Here is an 18,896-nt window from a genome sequence, read left to right on the forward strand (position 1 = left end):
CGGCCGAACCCGGCCCGCTCGGCCGGGCTCAGCGGCCCCGGCCGCGGCACAGCCGGATCCAGCGGTAGCCGTAGCCCGCCAGCTTGAGGCGGTCGAGCTTGCCCACCGGCTGGTAGTTGCGGTCGGCGAGCACGTCGATCGGCAGGTCCGCCTCCTCGGCCAGCATGCCGAGGTCCACCTCGGCGTCGACGGTGCCGAGGTTGTGCAGGAAGACCATCGTCCCGGTCGGGCCGTCGGCCCGGTGCGCCAGCACCCCGGGCGGCATCGGCACGTCGATGTGGGTGGTCGAGCCGGAGCCGACCTCCGGGGCCTCCCGGAGCGTACGGATCATGCGCTCGAACCAGGCCAGCAGCGACTTCGGGTCGCCCCGCTGGGCGGTCACGTTGACCTGGTCGTAGCGGTGGTCGCCCCTGTCGATCACCGGGCGGACCAGCTTCTCGGGGTCGGCGGTGGAGAAGCCGGCGTTCGGCTGGTACGACCACTGCATCGGGGTACGGATCGCCTCCCGGCCGGGCAGCGAGAGGTCCTCCCCCATCCCGATCTCCTCGCCGTAGCGCAGCACCGGGGTGCCACGCAGCGAGAACTGGAGCGAGTACGCCAGCTCGATCCGGCGCCGGTCGTTGCCGAGCATCGGGGCGAGCCGGCGGCGGATGCCCCGGTCGTAGATTCGCATGTTCTCGTCCGGGCCGAACTCGGCGTACACCTGGTTGCGCTGCTCGGCGGTGAGCCGGGAGAGGTCGATCTCGTCGTGGTTGCGCAGGAAGGTGGCCCACTGCCCGCCCTCGGGCAGCGCCGGGGTGTCCCGCAGCGCCTCGATGATCGGCTCCGGGTCCTGCCGGGCCAGGGCCAGCATCAGCCGGCCGTTGAGCATGAAGTCGAAGAGCATGTGCAGCCGGTTCGCCGAGCCGCCGGAGTCGCCGAAGAAGGTCGGTAACTGGTCGGGCTCGACGTTCGCCTCGGCCAGCAGGACGCCGTCGCCGCGCCGCCACTGCACGTGCTGGCGCAGCTCGGTGAGGAACTCGAAGTCCTTCGGCGAGTTCGGGTTGCCCGGCTCGGTCAGCTCGATGATGAACGGCACCGCGTCCATCCGGAACCCGGCGACGCCGAGCTGGAGCCAGAACGACATGATCTTCTTGACCTCCTCGCGCACCCGCGGGTTGGCGAAGTTGAGGTCCGGCTGGAACTTGTAGAACCGGTGGTAGTACCAGGCCTTGGCGGTCCTGTCGTAGGTCCAGGTCTCGTTCTGCTCACCGGGGAAGACCATGCCCTGGTGGCGGTCGTCCGGCTCGTGGTCGGACCAGACGTACCAGTCCCGGTACGGCGAGTCCGGCGAGGAACGGGCGGACTGGAACCACGGGTGCTGGTCCGAGGTGTGGTCACCACCAGGTCGATGATCACCCGGATGCCGCGGTTCTGCGCCTGGTGCAGCAGCTCCGCGAAGTCGCCGAGGGTGCCGAACCGGGGGTCCACGTTGTAGAAGTCGGTGGCGTCGTAGCCGTCGTCCCGGTTGGGCGACGGGTGGATCGGGTGCAGCCACAGGCAGGTCACGCCGAGCCGGGCCAGGTAGTCCAGCCGGCCGAGCAGCCCCCGGGTGTCGCCGACGCCGTCGCCGTCGGAGTCCGCGTACGTGTCGATGTCGAGGCAGTAGACGACCGCCTCCGAGTACCACCGGTCAGCCATGCCCGACTACCTTCTCCGATCCGACCACCCGGCAAACACCGGCTCGCGCGCACGGCGCCCCCGCGGCGGTACGGTGCCGGGCATGGACTCCACCCCCGTCCCGGTCGACTGGTCCACCGGGGACTGGTTGAACCCGCCCGCCCGGTCCACCTGCGAGCCCGGCGGCGACCTGGTGGTCGAGCCGGCCGAGGGCAGCGACCTGTGGCGGCACACCAGCTACGGCTTCGTGCACGACGACGCCCCGGCGCTGCTGGCCCCGTTTCCGGTCGACAGCGCTGTGGAGGTGAGCTTCCGGCTCGACTACACCGAGCAGTTCGACCAGGCGGGCGTGCTGGTCCGGGTGGACGAGCGGACCTGGGTCAAGGCCGGGGTGGAGGTCAGCGACGGCCAGCCGCAGGTCGGCGCGGTGGTGACCCGGGAGTTCTCCGACTGGTCGGTCGCCCCGGTGCCGGAGTGGATCGGGCGGGAGATCACCGTCCGGGCCAGCCGTGCCGGTGACGCGCTGACCGTCCGGGCCCGGGCGGGCGAGGAACCGTGGCGGCTGGTCCGGCTCGCCCCGCTGGCGCCAGGGGCGGCGGCGACCGCCGGGCCGTACTGCTGCGCGCCGACCCGGGCCGGGCTGCGGGTCCGGTTCACCGGCTGGCGCCGGGGCCCGGCGGACGCCGTGCTGCATCCGGAGTGAACCGGCGACGGTGGGCGCGGTCACGGTCACGGTGAGGTGTGACCGCCAGGGCATCGGGTAGGGGAGTCAGATCCCCCTTCCCGGCCGGCGGAAAGGATCCCCATGGCTCTCGCCGAGAACGTCGACCCGACCCGACTCGGCGGGCTCACCGGCTGGGTGGCGGGGGTGATCGACGCGGCCGGCGCGCTCGGGGTGGCGCTGCTGGTCGCCCTGGAGAGCATCATCCCGCCGATCCCGAGCGAGATCGTCCTGGCGATGGCCGGCTACCTGGCCGGCGAGGGACGGTTCAACGTGGTGCTGGTGGTGCTCGCGGCCACCGCCGGCTCGCTACTCGGCGCGCTCGTGCTGTACTGGCTGGGCGCGGTGGTCGGCGAGGACCGGCTCAAGCGCTGGCTGGACCGGCTCCCCCTGGTCGACCTGGACGACCTGGAGAAGGCGGACCGCTGGTTCGAGCGGCGGGGCCGGTGGGCGGTCTTCTTCGGCCGGATGGTGCCGGTGGTCCGCAGTCTGGTCTCCATCCCCGCCGGGGCGAACCGGATGCCGCTGACCGAGTTCGCCGTGCTCACCACGCTGGGCAGCGGCATCTGGAACTCGCTCTTCGTCGGGCTCGGCTTCGCCCTCGGCGCCCGCTGGCAGCAGGTGGAGCAGTACAGCAACTGGTTCGACTACGGGATCCTCGCCGTCTTCGTTGTCATGATCGCCTGGTGGGTCGTGAAGAAGAGCCGGCGCCGCCGCTCCCGCCGCCCCCAGCACGCCGACGCCACCCGCTGAACCACCCGGAGGTGGCGCCCCCGCGACCGGACACCGGCCGCGGGGCAGCACGTCTGCGTGATCCGGCGAGCGTCAGGGCAGCGTGTCGAGGTGCGGGGCGACGGTACGGGCGAAGGCGTTGTTGTTGGTCACGTCCCAGTTGACCGACCAGGTCATCGCGCCGCGCAGGCCGGGGTAGGTGCGCGGCGGGTGGAAGCTGCCGCAGTTGGTGCCCCGGGACAGGCAGTCCAGCGCGGCGTTGACCACGCTCGGCGCGACGACGCCCCCGCCGGCCGCGCCCGGCCCGGCCGGCAGGCCCAGGCCCACCTGGTCCGGACGCAGCCCAGCCTCCAACTGGATGCAGGCCAGCGCCACGATGAAGTTGACGGTGCCCTGGGCGTACGCGGCGTTGTTGTCGCAGCCGAGCATCGCTCCCGAGTTGTAGAACTGGGTGTTCACCACGGTGAGGATGTCCTTGATGTCCAACGCCAGCTTGAAGTAGCTGGTGCCGGGCGATTGCATGTCGATGGTCTGCGGGGCCATCGCGATGATCAGGTTGGCGCCGACCCGCGACCGGAGCGAGCGCAGCGCCTGCGCCATGTAGGTCGGGTTGAGCCCGTTCTCCAGGTCGATGTCCACCCCGTCGAAGCCGTAGCGCTGGATCAGCGCGTACACCGAGTCGCTGAAGGCGACCGCGGAGGCGGCGTCGTTGACCGCCACCCGGCCGGTCTCGCCGCCGACCGAGATGATCACCTTGTTGCCCCGGCTCTGCAGGGTGCGCACGTCGGCGGAGAAGTCGGCGTCGGTGTAGCCACCCAGCGCCGCCGACAGCCCGGGATCGACCGCGAAGGTGACCGCGCCGGGCGTGGCGGTGGCCTCGGCGAAGGCGACCGCCACCAGGTCGTACTCGGCGGGGACGTCGCGCAGCCGTAGCTCGACCGCCGGGTTGTCGAAGTTGTGCCAGTAGCCGGTGAGGATGTGCCTCGGCAGGCCGGTGGTCGGCGGCGGCGTGGTCGGCGGCGGGGTGGTCGGCGGTGGGGTCGTGGTGGGTGGCGGCGTGGTCGGGGTACCGCCGCCACACGGGGCGCCGTTGAGCAGGCAGTTGGTCGGAGCGCCCGGGCCGCTGCCCAGGAAGCCGAAGGAGACCGAGGCGCCCGGCGCGATGGTGCCGTTCCAGGACCGGTTGGTGAACGTGTGGCGCTGGCCGGCGGAGGTCAGCAGCGCGTCCCAGTAACTGCCGACGGTGGTGCCGGCGGGCAGGTCGAAGCTGACGCTCCAACCGTTGACGGTGGAGCCGCCGCCGTTGGTGATGGTGTACCTCGCCTCCCAGCCCGACCCCCAGTCGGACGTCTTCACGAAGCTGGCGGTGGCCCCGGCGGCGAACGCCGGCAACGCCACCCACACCGCCCCCACCGCCGCCGACAGCGCGGTGACCAGCGACAACACCAGAGATTTGGAACGTTTCACGGCATCCTCCACACCCGGACGACATCCACAGCCATCAACGTTGGCGCTTATTATTAAGACTGTTAACTGTTATTGTCCAGAGTGGTCGCCGAACCGAACCGAACCGAACCGAACCGGGCCGGAGCGGGAGCACCGGGCCGGGCCCCATGCCACGGGCCCGGCCCGGTGCGGCTCATGGTGCGATCAGCGGCGGAAGGTGAACCAGTTGACGTTGACGAAGTCGTTCGGCTGGCCGCTGCTGAACGTCAGGTAGACGGTTCGCCGACCGGTGGGCCCGGCGACATTGCCGGGGACGGAGCGCCAGCTCTGCCAGCCGCCGGTGTTGGCGATCGCGAAGCTGCCGATCGGCGGGCTGGTCGGGCTGTCCAACCGGACCTCCACCAGGCCGCTCACCCCGGCGCCCGCGCCGGAGGCGACCCGGGCCAGGAAGTCCCGGGGCGGCGTGGCGCCGAACTCCACGTTGTCGAAGCGCACCCAGTCGCCGTTGCGCAGCGCGCCGATGTTCTGCCCGCCCTCGGCGCAGGCCTCGACGATGACGCCGTTCTGGGCGTTGAACGACTCCGCCTGGATGGTCGCGTACGCGTCCCGCGGCCCGCCCGGCGGCGGGGTGGTCGGCGGCGTGGTGCCGCCACCGCGGCTGTAGACGGCGACGTAGTCGACCAGCATCGGCCGGCCCGGGACGGTGGCCGTGGTGGGCGTGGCGGAACCGGCCACCCCGTTCGGGAAGGCGCCGCCCATGGCCACGTTGAGCAGCAGGAAGTAGCCGGCATGGCCGGTCATCTGCGACCAGTACGGCTCGCCGACCCGGGACTGGCTCACGGTGTGGTAGAGCTGCCCGTCGACGTACCAGCGCAACTGCTGCGGGCTGACCGAGGAGTCCCACTCGAACCGGTAGGTGTGGAACGCCGACTGGCAGGTGCTGCCGGGGCAGGCCCGGGATGCGCCGATGCCGTTGAACTCGTCGCACGGCCCGCCCGGGGCGACGCCGCAGTGCAGCACCCCCCACACCGAGTTGATGCCGTTGACGTTCTCCATCACGTCGAACTCGCCGATGGACGGCCAGTTCTGGTAGTTGCCCCGGTAGGGCGAGCCGAGCGCCCAGAACGCCGGCCAGTAGCCGGCCGCCGGCGCGCCGGTCACGTTGGGCATCTGGATCCGGCCCTCGATGGCCAGCACGCCCCCGGACGGCGGCTTGAAGTCGCTGCGGACGGTCTCGATGCGCGCGGAGGTCCACCGGCCGGAGCCGTCCCGCAACGGGGTGATCCGCAGGTTGCCACCGCCGTCGTGGCTGACGTTGGCGGTGCTGTTCGTGTACGTCTGGATCTCGCCGGTGCCCCAGTTGGGCGGCCCGCCGGGGTAGCTGGTGCCGGTGTCGATGATCCAGTTGCTGGCGGACGGCAGCGTGCCGGCCGCGCCGGTGAAGTCGTCGCTCCACACCAGACTCCACCCCGAAGGCGGCGGCGGCACCGCGGCGTTCGCGGTCACGGTGATCCCGGCCAGGACGGTGGTGGTGGCGGTGAGCAGGGCCAACGCCAGCGGGAGCCGGCGTCGTACGGGCAGGGCGGCGGGAGCCGCCGGTGCAGGTCGCATGGGCGTGCCTCTCTGCGGGGACGGGCGAGAGAGCGCTCTCTCAGGAGTTGTACGGGCATCGGACGCAGTTGTCAACGTCGATCGACGCCCGCCCCGGCCGGCGCCGGTCGCGGCCGGCGCAGCACCGCCTGCTCCAGCGCCGACCACGCGGTGGTGGTGACCAGGTAGATCACCGCGGCCAGCGGCAGCACCAGCGCCACCAGAACCGTCCCGTACGGCAGCAGCGGCAACAGCCGGGCCACGGTGGCCGCCCCCGGCCCGTCCGCCGGGGCGCCGGCCACCGTCCCGGTCGCGGCGGCGGCGCGCCGGATCCGGCGCGACATCAACCAGGCCAGCACCACCAGCAGCGCCAGCAGGCCGCCGAACAGCGGCCCGGCGGCGCCGGCCAGCCCGTCGGTCAGGTGGTGCCCGAGCGGCACCCCGGCGAGCCGCTCGTCGAGCAGCCCGGTGCCGCCCTCAGCGGTGGCGAAGAGCCGGTACATCACCAGCAGGAACGGCGCCTGAAGCAGCACCGGCAGGCAGCCGGTGACCGGGTTGGCGCCGGCCGAGCGGTAGAGCCCGAACAGTTCGGACTGCAATCGGGCCGGATCGTCGGCGTACCGGCGATGGAGGTCGCCGACCTGGGGAGCGAGCGCCGCGCGGCGCCGCTCGCCGCGGACCTGCGCGACGGTGAGCGGTGAGATCAGCAGCCGGACGGCGACGGTGAGCACGACGATGGCGGCGGCGGTGGCCGCGCCGCCGGCCAGCGGTTCGAGCAGGTCGGTGAGCCAGGACAGGGCGGCGCCGGCGGCGCCGACGGCATCGTGCAGCGGTGCGAAGGCGAGCATGGTGAGACCCCTCGGTCGATTCCGGGTGGCGCCCGTCGAAGCGGGCGCGGATGACGGCGGAATCGGCCGCGTGGCGGGCGGCTACGCGGCCGAGGGGCACACCCCGGGCGCGCGTGGCCGGGGCCGGCCGGGTGCGTCGGGGTCGACCTGGCGGGGCACCCGGCGACGCCGGGCCCGGGCCCGCAGCGCGGTCGCCCGCCCGAAGGCCGCCGGCGCACCGGCGGCGGCGACCGCGTGCACCGCGAGCAGCGTGGCCAGCAGCACCAGCGCGGCGCCGGCGAGCAGCTCGGCCGGGCGGTCCGCGAGCACGGTCAGCTGGGCGAGCGCGTACGCCCACGTCCCCAGCACCAGTCCCAGCGCTCCCGGCACGGGCCCAGCCTAGGACCCGGTGTCACGCCGCCGCGGGCCGTCGCGCCGCGCCACCCACCGGTGACGCGACACCCGTCGACTCGCCGGGCCGGCGTTTCCGGCCGTGACCACGGTGGGTAACCACTGCCGGCACGGCGGCCGACGGTCGTCGACGGTGCGGAAACGGATGGTGGTCACGATGAGCGGCCAGGTGGCGACGGCCCCGGACGCGACGGCGCGCACTGGCGGGCCGCCCACGACGGCCTGGAGGGCGACGGGGTGGACCTGACCGACGGCGAGCTGCGCCCGGCCTGGCAGTTGCTCGACGATCTCGTGGCGCGGGTCCGCCCGGCCCTGGAGCGGCACGGCGACCTGGCTGAGGTGACCGATCTGCTCGGCGGGCTGCGGCGGCACGGCAGCCGCGCCGCCCGGCAGCGGGCCGTCTTCGCCCGCACCGGCCAACTGGCCGACGTGGTGGCGGACGTCGCGCGGCACACCCGCGGCTGAGCCGTTCGTGACAGGATGATGCCCGTGGCGCAACGGCTCGTGGTGATCGGGGCGGATGCCGCCGGCATGGCGGCGGCGTCCCAGGCTCGACGCCGCCGCGACCGCGACGACCTGGAGATCGTCGCGTTCGAGCGGGGGCACTTCACCTCGTACTCGGCGTGCGGCATCCCGTACTGGATCAGCGGGCTGGTGCCGGAGCGGGACCAGTTGATCGCCCGCTCACCGGAGACGTTCCGCGATTCGTTCGACATCGACGTGCGGCTCCGGCACGAGGTGACCGCCATCGACCTCGACCGCCGCGAGGTGGTCGCCCGCGACCTCGACCGCGGCGGCGAGGTCCGCGCCGGGTTCGACATCCTGATGTACGCCACCGGCGCGGACCCGATCCGGCCGGACTGGGCCCGCGGCGACGTCGGCGGGGTGTTCGGGATGCAGACCCTCGACGACGGTGCGGCGCTGCTGAATTGGCTGGACGCCGACCCGATGCCGCGCCACGCGGTGGTGGTCGGCGGCGGCTACATCGGGGTGGAGATGGCCGAGGCGATGATCCAGCGCGGGCTCTCGGTCACTCTCGTCGAGCGGGACGAACAGCCGATGTCCACGGTCGATCCGGACATGGCCGAACTGGTCGTCGACGCGATGCGCGAGCTGGGCATGCAGATCCGTACCGGACTGTCGGTGACCGGGCTGGAGGAGCGGGACGGCCGGGTGTCCGCGGTGGTCACCGAGGAGGGGGCGATCCCCGCCGACGTCGTGGTCCTCGGTCTCGGCGTACGCCCCAACGTCGCGCTCGCCCAGGCCTCCGGCCTGCCGCTGGGCCCCAGCGGCGGGGTACGGGTGGACCGCCGGATGCGGGTGCCCGGGGTGCCGGGCGTCTGGGCGGCCGGCGACTGCGTGGAGACGCTGCACCGGGTCAGCGGCATGCCGGTGAACGTGCCGCTGGGCACCCACGCCAACAAGCAGGGCCGGATCGCCGGGATCAACATCGGCGGCGGCTACGCCACCTTCGCCGGGGTGATCGGTACCGCGGTGACCAAGGTCTGCGACCTGGAGGTGGGCCGCACCGGCCTGCGCGAGCGGGACGCCGTCGCCGCCGGCTTCGAGTTCGTCTCGGTGGTCGCCCAGTCGACCAACCGCGCGGGCTACTACCCCGGCGCCCGGCCGATGACGGTGAAGCTGATCGCCGAGAAGCCCAGCGGGCGGCTGCTCGGCGCGCAGATCGTCGGCTGGTCCGAGGCGGCCAAGCGGGTCGACACCCTGGCCGTGGCGCTCTGGAACAAGATGACGGTGGACGACATGACGGCGCTCGACCTGGGCTACGCCCCGCCGTACGCGCCGGTCTGGGACCCGGTGCTGATCGCCGCCCGTAAGGCGGTGGACGCGCTGGCCGGCTCCGGCCGCTGACCCACCGCGGCCCGCGCACCCACGCGGCCGCGCAACGCGGCAGGCGGCGTGGCGCGGCAGACGGCGTGGCGCGGCAGACGGCGTGGCGCGGCGGGGCTGTCGGCTTTGGGTGCGCCCGTTGTCGTTGGCGCGACAACAGATGCGCCCGAAGGCCGGTCCAAATGGGCCGGTGCGGTTACCGGAGGATGACGCGCCGGCGCTGCGGTGGCTCCTGTTCGAGCAGTCGGGCATGCTGACCTGGGCGCAGGCCACGGGCGAGCTGAGTCCGGCGAGGGCACACCACATGGACGTCCGGCACTGGGCAGCGGACCTACGGCGACAGAACAAGGTGTGGATCGAGGGTGACCGGATCCTCCGGTTCACCGCGTTCGACGTCCGGCGCCGCCCGGACGAGGTGGCGGCGCAACTGCGCGCCGCCCTGTCCGCAGCCGGCTGGGCCCCCTGACCGCCGGCCCTCACGCTCGGGTGCGTCTGGTGTCGCTGCAGCGACAACAGACGCACCCGTCCTCCCGCCAGGCCGGTCCCGCTGCCACCCGGCCGGCGAGCGCCCGACGGCACCGGCCGGAATCAGTTGTACGGGCCGAGCGGTTCCGGCCAGGATGGCGCGGTGGACGGCGCGCTGCAGATACCGGACGGGTTGGACTGGGTACGCGGCACCCCGGACGGACGGCGGTGGCTGGCGGACCTGCCGGAGCTGCTGGCCGCCTGCGTCGAGCGGTGGTCGCTACGGGTCGGCCCGCCCTTCGGGTACGCGTTCGCCTCGCTGGCCCTGCCGGCCGAGCTGCCCGACGGCACACCGGCGGTGCTCAAGCTCCAGTACCCGGACCCGGACAGCGTGCACGAGGCGACCGCGCTCGACCGGTGGGCGGGCGAGGGTGCGGTCCGGCTGCTCGGGCACGATCCCGAACGCCGGGCGCTGCTGGTGGAGCGCTGCGTGCCCGGCACGCCACTGCACACCGTGCCGCCCGAGCGGGCGCTCGACGTGGTGGTCGGGCTGCTGCCCCGGCTCTGGTGCCCCGCCGGGGCGCCGTTCACCCCGCTGGCCGAGGAGGCGGCCGGCTGGGCGGAACGGCTGCCGGTGAAGTGGGCGCGCACCGGCCGCCCGTACGAGCGGCGCCTGCTCGACGCGGCGCTCGGGCTGCTGGCCGACCTGGTGCCGAGCCAGGGCATGCAGGTGCTGGTCAACCAGGACCTGCACGCCGGCAACGTGCTCCGGGCGACCCGGGAACCGTGGCTGGTCATCGACCCGAAGCCGCTGGCCGGCGAACGGGAGTTCGGGGTGACGCCGCTGGTCCGCGGCGCGGAGCTGGGCCACTCCCCCGCCGCCGTCCGGCACCGGTTGGACCGGCTCAGCGCGGAGCTGGGGCTGGACCGGGACCGGGTGCGCGGCTGGACCATCGGGCAGACGCTCGCCTGGAGCATCGGCGACGACCAGGTCTTCCCTCGCCAGATCGAGGTGGTCCGCTGGCTCCTCGACGGCGACTGACCACGCCGGCCCCGGCCGCCCGGCGCCGGGCACGCGCGGGAGCCCTGGCGGCAGCGGGCGGCGCTCGGCCGCGCAAGACGGCGAACGGTAGCACGACGGCGGACCGACAGCGGGCGGCGCTCGCCGCGAGCAGACCGGAAGCGGTACCGACCGGAGCCGCAGCGAATCAGGCCGGTCGACGGCGGGCGGCGCTCGCCGCACGCCGACCGGAAGCGGTGCCGACCGGAGCCGCGTCGGGTCAGGCCGGTTGGCAGGTGGCGCACCAGTAGAGGTTGCGGCCGGCCAGCGCGCCGCGGCTCACCGCGGTGCCGCAGACGTGGCAGGGCGCGCCGGGGCGACGGTAGACGTACACCTCGCCGCCGTGCCGGTCCACCCGGGCCGGCCGCCCCATCGCCTCGGGCAGGTGGGCGTCCCGGACGGTGTCGATCCGGCCGTGCACCACGGCGCGGCGCATCAGCGCGACCAGGTCGGCCCAGAGCCGCTCCCAGCCGGCCCGGGTCAGCTCCCGGCCGGCCGTGGTCGGCGACAGCCCGGCCCGGAACAGCGCCTCGGTGGCGAAGATCAGCCCGGTGCCGGCCACCACCGACTGGTCGAGCAGCAGCGCCGCCAGCGGCGTCGGGCTGCGGGAGATCCGGGCGTACGCCCGCTCCGGGTCGGCCTCGGCGCGCAGCGGATCGGGGCCGAGCCGCTCGCGCAGCGCCGCCACTTCGGGCGGGGTGAGCAGCTCGCAGGCGGTGGGGCCGCGCAGGTCGAGCCAGTGCCGGTCACTGGTCAGCCGCAGCCGCACCTGGCCGACCGGCTCGGGCGGCTCTCCGGCGCCGTCGGCGAACTTCCCGTACAGCCCGAGGTGCACGTGCAGGGTCAACCCGCCGGCGTAGTGGTGGAGCAGGTGCTTGCCGTACGCCTCGGTGGTTTCCAGGACGGTGCCGGTGAGCCGGGCGGCGCCCTCGGCGAACCGGCCCTGCGGGCTGGCGGCGTGCACCTTGTCGCCGGCGAACAGGTCGGCGTGGCGGGCCGCCAGGCGGTGGATGGTGTGTCCCTCTGGCACGACCACCAACCTAGCCCCGGCCGCGACCGGACCGGCCCACCCGGGTGGTGAACCCACCGGCCAGCGCAGCGGGTGTCAGAAAACGGCCAGCTGGGTATTCCGGGTGGATATCGCGTGGGTGCCGTCCGTTCCATCGGCCACCCCGCATTCATCAGGAGGTGTGTTGTGGTCAAGATTCCTTCGCGGCCGCGCCGGCCGGAACCGGCGACGCCGCGGAACGAGAACCTGCCCGACCGGGATACCACTGCCGCTGACGGCCGGGACCGGCCGACCAACTCCGGAGCCGGCCGGTTCGACAGCCGCGGCGGATCGAACCGGTCGGCGGTGAGCGACCGGGACGAGCCGACGACCTACCGGGGTGGCGCGGCCACCACCACGGTCGACGACCGGGACACCGACGCGGAACGCCGGGCCGGCGAGCGGGCCGCCGTCGCGCGGGCCGCCACCGGCCGTCCTACCGACGAGGACACCCGCCGGTCGGCCGACCCGACCCTGGAGCGCACCGGCGACCGGGACCGGAACGGCACGGCGGCCCGGCCCACCGGGGTCGACCGGGACGGCGACGGGGTGCCCGACCGGGCGGAGCGGCCGGTGGTCGCCGGCCCGAAGCCGCGGGCCAGCCTGCTCGCCACGCTCGGCCTGATCGTCGGCGTGGCCGGGGCGCTCTTCGTGCTCACCGGCACCCTCGCCGGGTACGGCATCGGGCTCGGCGCGCTCGGCGCGGTGCTCGCCGTGCTCGGCCTGGTCGCCACCCGCCGGCGGCACATCGCCGGCAAGACCGACGCGCTGTTCGGCATCGTCTTCGGGCTCGGCGCGGTGGTTCTCGGTGTGCTGGCGATGACCGGCCAGTTCGACTGGCCGACCACCGACGGGGACTGGGTGCAGCGGTTCCGTGAGTGGCTTGATTCACAGTTTGTGGATCGCTTCTAGCGGGCACTGTCCGGCTCGCCGGCGGTGCGCCGGCCGGCTCACCGGTGGTTCACCGGTGGCCAGCCCGACCAGCCTGGTGGTTCACCAGCCGGGCACCCTCTTTCGGGGGCGGCGGTCTCGCCGCCCCCGAAGCGTTCCCAGGGCCGAGCCGGGGTGGGTCCGTCCTCAGCCCCGGCCGGCGCGGACGCAACGATCCGCCGCCGAGTCCGGGCCAGACGCAACGATCGGTCGGGCTGTGCAAGCCTCGACGGTGGATCCTGCCGGGTAGCGCCGCATACCGTTGAGCAACGGCGCCAGCCCGTGGGCCGAAGGTGGCCGGGCGCGCCCGACCCCTGGGAGCAGGACAATGACGATGGACGCCACCAGCCAGCGCTTTCTGATGTGCCGGCCGACGTACTTCGCCGTGGACTACGCGATCAACCCGTGGATGGACCCGACCGCGCCGGTCGACGCCGACCTGGCGATCCGGCAGTGGGAGCAGCTGCGGCAGGTCTACCGCGACCTGGGCCACACCGTCGAGGAGATCGCTCCGGTGCCCGGCCTGCCCGACATGGTCTTCGCCGCCAACGGCGGCACGGTGATCGACGGCAAGGCGATGGCCGTGCAGTTCCGCGACCCGCAGCGCGCCGACGAGGCCCCCGCCTACCGCGCCTGGTTCGAGGCCGCCGGCTTCGAGATGTACGACCCGAAGCACGTCAACGAGGGCGAGGGCGACATCCTGCTCGCCGGTGACGTGCTGCTGGCCGGCACCGGGTTCCGCACCGCGCACGCCTCGCACGCCCAACTGCAGGAGGTCTTCGGCTACCCGGTGATCACCATGCAGCTGGTCGACCCGCGCTTCTACCACCTGGACACCGCGCTGACCGTGCTCGACGAGCAGACCGTGGCGTACCTGCCGGAGGCGTTCTCGCCCGGCAGCCAGGCCGCGCTGCGCCGGCTCTTCCCGGACGCGGTGCACGCCACCATGGCCGACGCCGAGGTGCTGGGGCTCAACGCGGTCAGCGACGGGCGGCACGTGGTGCTGCCCGCCCAGGCCACCGACCTGGCCGCGAAACTGCGCGACCGGGGCTACGAGACCATCGGTGTCGACCTGTCCGAGCTGCGCAAGGCCGGCGGTGGACCGAAGTGCTGCACGTTGCGACTCCGTCAGGGAAAGGCAAGCAAGTGATCGTCGACGACATGCTGCGGACGCCGGGAGCGGTCCGGGACGCGGAACGCTGGACCGCGCACAACTACCACCCGCTGCCGGTGGTGATCTCCTCGGCCGAGGGCGCCTGGCTGACCGACGTGGACGGCCGCCGCTACCTCGACTTCCTGGCCGGCTATTCGGCGCTGAACTTCGGCCACCGGCACCCCAAGCTGATCGAGGCGGCGCACACCCAGCTCGACCGGCTCACCCTGACCAGCCGGGCGTTCATCCACGACCAGTTCGCCGACTTCTGCCGTGAGCTGGCCGAGCTCTGCGGCAAGGACCTGGTGCTGCCGATGAACACCGGGGCCGAGGCGGTGGAGACCGGCATCAAGGTCGCCCGCAAGTGGGGCTACCAGGTCAAGGGCGTACCGGCCGGGCAGGCCAACATCGTGGTCGCCGAGGGCAACTTCCACGGCCGGACGACCACCATCGTGAGCTTCTCCACCGACGAGGACGCGCGCGCCGACTTCGGGCCGTACACCCCGGGCTTCACCGTGGTGCCGTACGGGGACCTGGCCGCGCTGACCGCGGCGATCGACGAGAACACGGTGGCCGTGCTGCTCGAGCCGATCCAGGGCGAGCAGGGTGTCGTGGTGCCGCCGGAGGGCTACCTGACCGGCGTCCGCCGGGTCTGCACCGAGCGGAACGTGCTCTTCATCGCCGACGAGATCCAGTCCGGCCTGGGCCGCACGGGTGCCACGTTCGCCTGCGACCACGAGGGCGTCACGCCGGACATGTACCTGCTCGGCAAGGCGCTCGGCGGCGGGATCGTGCCGGTCTCCGCGGTCGCCGCGGACGCGGACGTGCTCGGCGTGCTCAAGCCGGGTCAGCACGGCTCCACCTTCGGCGGCAACCCGCTGGCCTGCGCGGTGGCCACCGAGGTGGTCCGGCTGCTGGCCACCGGCGAGTTCCAGCTCCGCTCGGCCGAGCTGGGCGAGCGGCTGCACGCCGGCCTGCGCGGGCTGATCGGCAAGGGCCTGGTCGCCGTCCGGGGCCGGGGCCTGTGGGCCGGGCTGGACATCGACCCGGCGCTGATGACCGGCCGGCAGGCGTGCGAGCGGCTGGCCGAGCGCGGCGTGCTCGCCAAGGACACCCACGGGTCCACCATCCGGCTCGCCCCGCCGCTGGTGGTCACCGAGGAGGAGATCGACCACGCGGTCGCCCAGCTCGCGGCCGTCCTGGCCGGCTGAGTTCAGGTACGACAGCGGTGGGCGTCGGGACCACGGTCCCGGCGCCCACCGTCGTCACGGCGACCCGCGGCCACCGGGCGCGGGGCCCGGGCGGTCAGGGGCGCGGCAGGCGCATCGCCATGGTCGGCGCCTCGGCCATCACCGAGGTGGGGGTGTACGGGGCGCCGGCGGGCAGTTCGCCGGGCCGGCCGACCTGGACGCCCGGATAGAGCTCGACCATGTCACCGGCGTCGAGGACCCGGGACTGCTGGGGCTTGAGCGCGATCCGGTCCGGCTCGGCCATCGAGCCGCCCGGCCGGATGCCGGAGCCGTTGGTGCTCACGTCGGTCACGATCACCTCGCCGACCCGCAGCTCGAACCGCACGTGGTTGCGGCTGATCCAGCGCCGGGCCTCGTCGTTGAGCCACTGGCCGAGGGTGATCCCGTCGGTCTGCTCCGGCGCCCGGCCCACCACCACCGGCAGCTCCTCACTGAGCACGAAACGCCGCCGGATCAGCCCGCCGATGCGGACCGCCAACACCTCGGTACGCGGCCGCGGGCCGGCGTCGCCGAGCCGGGTGCCGTGCCGGGGACAGGTGGGCGCACCGCCGCGCAGCGAGGGCGGCGGCTGGCCGGCCGGGCTGCGGTCCACCCGGGCCAGGTCGGCGAAGGCGCCCCCGCCCCCACCGCCACCGAAGAGAGCGCAGCCCGGCTCGGGGCACCGCCACTGGCGGGCGAGCAGCTTGCCGCCGACCGGCGAGCGCTCCCCGGCCACCGGGGTGTCCCCCTTGCCGACGTGGGCCACGAAGACCGGCCCGCCGGGACCGGGCACCGGGGCGAGCACCCGGCCCGGCTGCTCGACCAGCCACGGGTACCGCCCGCGCAGGCCGTCGGCCCGGGCCCGGGTGAGCACCGGCAGGCCGAGCAGGTCGGCCACCTCGAACATCCGGTCGCCCGGATTGTCCAGCACCTCGACCAGCCCGTCGTCGGCCCAGCGGCGGACCACCATCCGCTCGTTCGAGGTCAGGTCCGCGTCGGAGAGCAGCGCCCGGTGCACGATCGCGTACACCGGGACGCTGTCCTCCTCCAGTTGCCGGGCGAGCGCGTCGATGACCATGCCGAGGCGCAGCAGGCTGGCCGGCCGGCCGCCGTCGAGGTCCTGGTAGCGGATCACCTCGGCGAGGTCGACGACGGCGCGGGCCAGCGACGGGTCGGTGCAGACCCGGCCCTCGATGGCGTCCAGCACCTTGCTGATCTCGAATCTCATCGGGCGCTCCGCACGATCTCGTCGATCCGCCGGGCGAGCTCCAGATCACGCCGGGTCACCCCGCCAGCGGAATGGGTGACGCAGCGGAAGGTGAGGGTCCGCCAGCGGATGTCGATGTCGGGGTGGTGGTCGAGTTCCTCGGCCGTCGCCGCGACCCGGTCCACCACCGAGATGGCGTCCGGGAAGCTGGCCAGCTCCACGGTGCGGGTGATCCCGGCGGGGTCTCCCGACCAGTCCGCCAGCGCACCCAGCTCGTCTCGCACCGCCTCCGCGGTGAGCACGTCTGCCATGGGGTGACCCTACCGGGGCAGATCGGGACGACGCCGACCAGCGGGGGCGGGTGGTGTCCGGCCCCACGCGGCCGGTCCGGTCAACCGGCGGGCGCGGCGGGTGGTCGGGGCGACGTGCGGGGCCGGACGGGCTATCGACGTCGGGCGGTGGATGGCGCGGGGTTAGGCTGACCAACGGCCCGGCCCGGGGATCGACCGTCGTCGTCACCCTGGCCCAACCAACACAAGGAGACATCCAGCATGAAGACTCGACGGCTGGCGACCACGGGGGTCGCGCTCGTCGCCGCGCTCGGTCTCGCACTGACCGGCTGCGGCAACAAGTCGGGCGAGGACACACCGGCCGGCAACGGCTCCACCGCGGCGCCGGCGAGCAGCGCCCCGGCCGACGCGCTGGGCGAACTGAACGCCGCCGCGCAGAAGCTCAACGAGCAGAGCGTCCGGATGGACCTGAAGTCGTCCGTGATGAACGGTGGCGGCGTCCTCGACCCGTCCACCAAGACCGGTGACATGACCCTGAACATGGGCGCCTCGGGCAAGTTCCGGATCGTGATCGTCGGCGACGACGCGTACCTGAAGGTCACCGGCATGGCCGGGCTGCCGAAGAAGTGGCTGCACATGGACACCACCAAGCTCGGCGAGAGCGGCCAGCTCAACCTGATGCCGGAGGGCGACCCGGGCGGCGCCAAGAAGCTGATCGACGCGGTAGCCGAGGTCGAGGAGACCAGCGAGGGCAACTACGCCGGCACCCTCGACTACACCCGCACCATGGCCAAGGACAAGGACATCGCGGCGCTGAGCGAGAAGGCCAAGGCCGTGCCGTTCACCGCCAAGGTGGACGACCAGGGCCGGCTCGCCGAGATCGCCATCGACGTCAGCGTGCTGCACGAGTCGCTGGGCACGATGACCACCACCTACTCGGACTTCGGCACCCCGGTCAGCGTCCGCAAGCCGGCGGCGAGCGAGACCCAGGAGGCTCCGGAGGAGCTGATCAAGGCGTTCGGCGCCTGATCCGACCAGCACGGACGGGGGCGGCACCGGTCGGTGCCGCCCCCGTTCCACGTCTTCAGCCGCGCAGCGGCCGACCCACCTCGTGCAGGTGGGCGAGCGCCTGCCGGTACGACTCGACCAGCCCGGCCTCCGCGTACGGGATGCCCCGCTCGGCGCAGTACGCCCGCACGATCGGCACGGCCCGGCGCAGGTTCGCCCGGGGCATGTTCGGGAACAGATGGTGCTCGATCTGGTAGTTGAGCCCGCCCAGCGCCAGGTCGACGAACCGGCCGCCCCGGACGTTGCGCGAGGTGAGCACCTGCTTGCGCAGGAAGTCGAGGCGGTCCGTCGCGGTCGGCATCGGCATGCCCTTGTGGTTCGGCGCGAACGAGCAACCCATGTAGAGGCCCCAGAGTCCCTGGTGGACGGCGACGAAGAGCAGCGCCTTCACCGGCGACATGGCCAGCAGCAGCACGCCGAGGTAGCCGGCGGTGTGCGCGGCGAGCAGCAGCGCCTCGACGCCCCGGTGCCGCATCGGGGTCCGGTACCGGCCGTCCGGTTCCCGCCCGACGACCGCTCGGACGCTCGCCACGTGCAGGTTCAGCCCTTCCAGCAGCAGCATCGGGAAGAACAGCCAGGCCTGCCGGCGGGCCAGCCACCGCCCGAAGCCGCGCGTCTCGATGGCCTGCTCGTACGTCCAGACCAGCGCGCCCGCCCCCACGTCCGGGTCCTCGTCCTCATGGTTCGGGTTGGCGTGGTGCCGGTTGTGCTTGTCGACCCACCAGCCGTAGCTGAGCCCCACCGCCAGGTTCCCGGCGAGCAGGCCGACGAGCTCGCTCGGCCCGCGTCGGCGGAACATCTGCCGGTGGCCGGCGTCGTGCCCGAGGAACGCCACCTGGGTGGTGGCCACCGCCAGCCCGGCGGCCACCAGCAGCTGCGCCCAGCTGTCCCCCACCAGCACCACCGCGGCCCAGCCGGCCAGGAACGCGCCCAGGGTGAGCGCGATCCGCACCGCGTACCACCCCGGCCGCCGGTCCAGCAGCCCGGCCCGGCTGATCCGTCGGGACAACTCCGCGTAGTCACTGCCCCGCCGTACCGGCGGATCCGCCACCGCTCCGAGCATCGTCTCCCGCTCCCGTCCCTCGGTTCGGGCCGTGCCGAGCGGAACGGCCCCACCTCCGAGTCTCCCGAGAACGGTCGCGCTGAGTAACCCTGGCAACCCCCGGATCCCGGGTAGGGCGAGCCCTACCCGATTCCCCTGAGCCCGGCACC

General features: G+C 73.5%; 18 protein-coding genes and 1 pseudogene. 10 read left to right on the plus strand and 9 right to left on the minus strand.

Annotated features, from left to right (window positions below):
• Positions 1–28: 28 nt before the first annotated feature.
• Positions 29–1,680, minus strand: a pseudogene (locus tag FHX32_RS04310) (alpha-amylase family protein).
• Between the two features lie 82 nt (positions 1,681–1,762).
• Between FHX32_RS04310 and FHX32_RS04315 the strand changes: the two are divergent.
• Positions 1,763–2,362 carry a DUF1349 domain-containing protein gene (locus tag FHX32_RS04315; RefSeq protein WP_167179560.1) on the plus strand — a complete coding sequence of 200 codons (600 nt, stop codon included), beginning with the start codon at positions 1,763–1,765 and terminating at the stop codon, positions 2,360–2,362.
• Positions 2,363–2,464: 102 nt separating this feature from the next.
• Entirely contained in the window at positions 2,465–3,133 is a 669-nt protein-coding gene (locus FHX32_RS04320; protein ID WP_167179561.1) for a DedA family protein, read from the plus strand.
• A 72-nt stretch (positions 3,134–3,205) separates the two neighbouring features.
• On the opposite strand, the gene FHX32_RS04325 is transcribed toward FHX32_RS04320, so the two are convergent.
• From FHX32_RS04325 to FHX32_RS04340, 4 genes are all read right to left on the minus strand, one after another.
• Entirely contained in the window at positions 3,206–4,579 is a 1,374-nt protein-coding gene (locus FHX32_RS04325) for a cellulose binding domain-containing protein (RefSeq protein ID WP_167179562.1), read from the minus strand.
• A gap of 183 nt (positions 4,580–4,762) precedes the next feature.
• Positions 4,763–6,169: a carbohydrate-binding protein gene (locus tag FHX32_RS04330; RefSeq protein WP_167179563.1), complete on the minus strand. Its 1,407-nt coding sequence runs from the start codon at positions 6,167–6,169 to the stop codon at positions 4,763–4,765.
• 71 nt (positions 6,170–6,240) lie between these two features.
• Positions 6,241–6,996: a membrane protein insertase YidC gene (locus tag FHX32_RS04335; protein ID WP_167179564.1), complete on the minus strand. Its 756-nt coding sequence runs from the start codon at positions 6,994–6,996 to the stop codon at positions 6,241–6,243.
• A gap of 81 nt (positions 6,997–7,077) precedes the next feature.
• Positions 7,078–7,365: a DUF6412 domain-containing protein gene (locus tag FHX32_RS04340; RefSeq protein WP_167179565.1), complete on the minus strand. Its 288-nt coding sequence runs from the start codon at positions 7,363–7,365 to the stop codon at positions 7,078–7,080.
• A gap of 258 nt (positions 7,366–7,623) precedes the next feature.
• Between FHX32_RS04340 and FHX32_RS04345 the strand changes: the two genes are divergently transcribed.
• The 4 genes from FHX32_RS04345 to FHX32_RS04360 all read left to right on the plus strand — a co-directional run bounded on the left by FHX32_RS04345 (position 7,624) and on the right by FHX32_RS04360 (position 10,741).
• Positions 7,624–7,851 (plus strand): hypothetical protein, encoded by a 228-nt coding sequence (locus tag FHX32_RS04345; protein ID WP_486480905.1) that lies wholly within the window; start codon positions 7,624–7,626, stop codon positions 7,849–7,851.
• A gap of 24 nt (positions 7,852–7,875) precedes the next feature.
• Complete coding sequence (locus FHX32_RS04350) at positions 7,876–9,255, plus strand: FAD-dependent oxidoreductase (RefSeq protein WP_167179566.1); 1,380 nt, start codon at positions 7,876–7,878, stop codon at positions 9,253–9,255.
• A gap of 169 nt (positions 9,256–9,424) precedes the next feature.
• A complete protein-coding gene (locus FHX32_RS04355; RefSeq protein WP_167178308.1) occupies positions 9,425–9,700 on the plus strand; it encodes a hypothetical protein in 276 nt (91 codons plus the stop codon).
• A gap of 162 nt (positions 9,701–9,862) precedes the next feature.
• Positions 9,863–10,741, plus strand: coding sequence for an aminoglycoside phosphotransferase family protein (locus FHX32_RS04360; RefSeq protein ID WP_167179567.1), 879 nt, complete (start codon positions 9,863–9,865; stop codon positions 10,739–10,741).
• 238 nt (positions 10,742–10,979) lie between these two features.
• Here FHX32_RS04360 and FHX32_RS04365 read toward each other — a convergent pair whose 3' ends face one another.
• Positions 10,980–11,789 carry an Fpg/Nei family DNA glycosylase gene (locus tag FHX32_RS04365; protein ID WP_167179568.1) on the minus strand — a complete coding sequence of 270 codons (810 nt, stop codon included), beginning with the start codon at positions 11,787–11,789 and terminating at the stop codon, positions 10,980–10,982.
• Between the two features lie 324 nt (positions 11,790–12,113).
• Here FHX32_RS04365 and FHX32_RS04370 point away from each other — a divergent pair, with 324 nt between their 5' ends.
• From FHX32_RS04370 to rocD, 3 genes are all read left to right on the plus strand, one after another.
• Complete coding sequence (locus FHX32_RS04370) at positions 12,114–12,719, plus strand: hypothetical protein (protein ID WP_486480906.1); 606 nt, start codon at positions 12,114–12,116, stop codon at positions 12,717–12,719.
• Between the two features lie 352 nt (positions 12,720–13,071).
• The gene (ddaH, locus tag FHX32_RS04375; RefSeq protein WP_208418303.1) at positions 13,072–13,887 is read left to right on the plus strand and encodes a dimethylargininase; all 816 of its coding nucleotides are present in this window, start codon (positions 13,072–13,074) and stop codon (positions 13,885–13,887) included.
• Positions 13,887–15,101 carry an ornithine--oxo-acid transaminase gene (gene rocD / locus FHX32_RS04380; RefSeq protein WP_486481077.1) on the plus strand — a complete coding sequence of 405 codons (1,215 nt, stop codon included), beginning with the start codon at positions 13,887–13,889 and terminating at the stop codon, positions 15,099–15,101. The genes ddaH and rocD overlap by 1 nt, the downstream gene beginning before the upstream one ends.
• A 94-nt stretch (positions 15,102–15,195) precedes the next feature.
• Here rocD and FHX32_RS04385 read toward each other — a convergent pair whose 3' ends face one another.
• Complete coding sequence (locus tag FHX32_RS04385) at positions 15,196–16,347, minus strand: FHA domain-containing protein (RefSeq protein WP_167179570.1); 1,152 nt, start codon at positions 16,345–16,347, stop codon at positions 15,196–15,198.
• Complete coding sequence (locus FHX32_RS04390) at positions 16,344–16,637, minus strand: 4a-hydroxytetrahydrobiopterin dehydratase (protein ID WP_167179571.1); 294 nt, start codon at positions 16,635–16,637, stop codon at positions 16,344–16,346. The genes FHX32_RS04385 and FHX32_RS04390 overlap by 4 nt, the downstream gene beginning before the upstream one ends.
• A gap of 240 nt (positions 16,638–16,877) precedes the next feature.
• Here FHX32_RS04390 and FHX32_RS04395 point away from each other — a divergent pair, with 240 nt between their 5' ends.
• A complete protein-coding gene (locus tag FHX32_RS04395) occupies positions 16,878–17,645 on the plus strand; it encodes a hypothetical protein (protein WP_167179572.1) in 768 nt (255 codons plus the stop codon).
• Between the two features lie 55 nt (positions 17,646–17,700).
• On the opposite strand, the gene FHX32_RS04400 is transcribed toward FHX32_RS04395, so the two are convergent.
• Positions 17,701–18,747, minus strand: a complete 1,047-nt coding sequence (locus tag FHX32_RS04400) for an acyl-CoA desaturase (protein WP_167179573.1) — start codon at positions 18,745–18,747, stop codon at positions 17,701–17,703.
• Positions 18,748–18,896: the final 149 nt, after the last annotated feature.

Source organism: Micromonospora sp. CNZ280 (assembly GCF_011759515.1).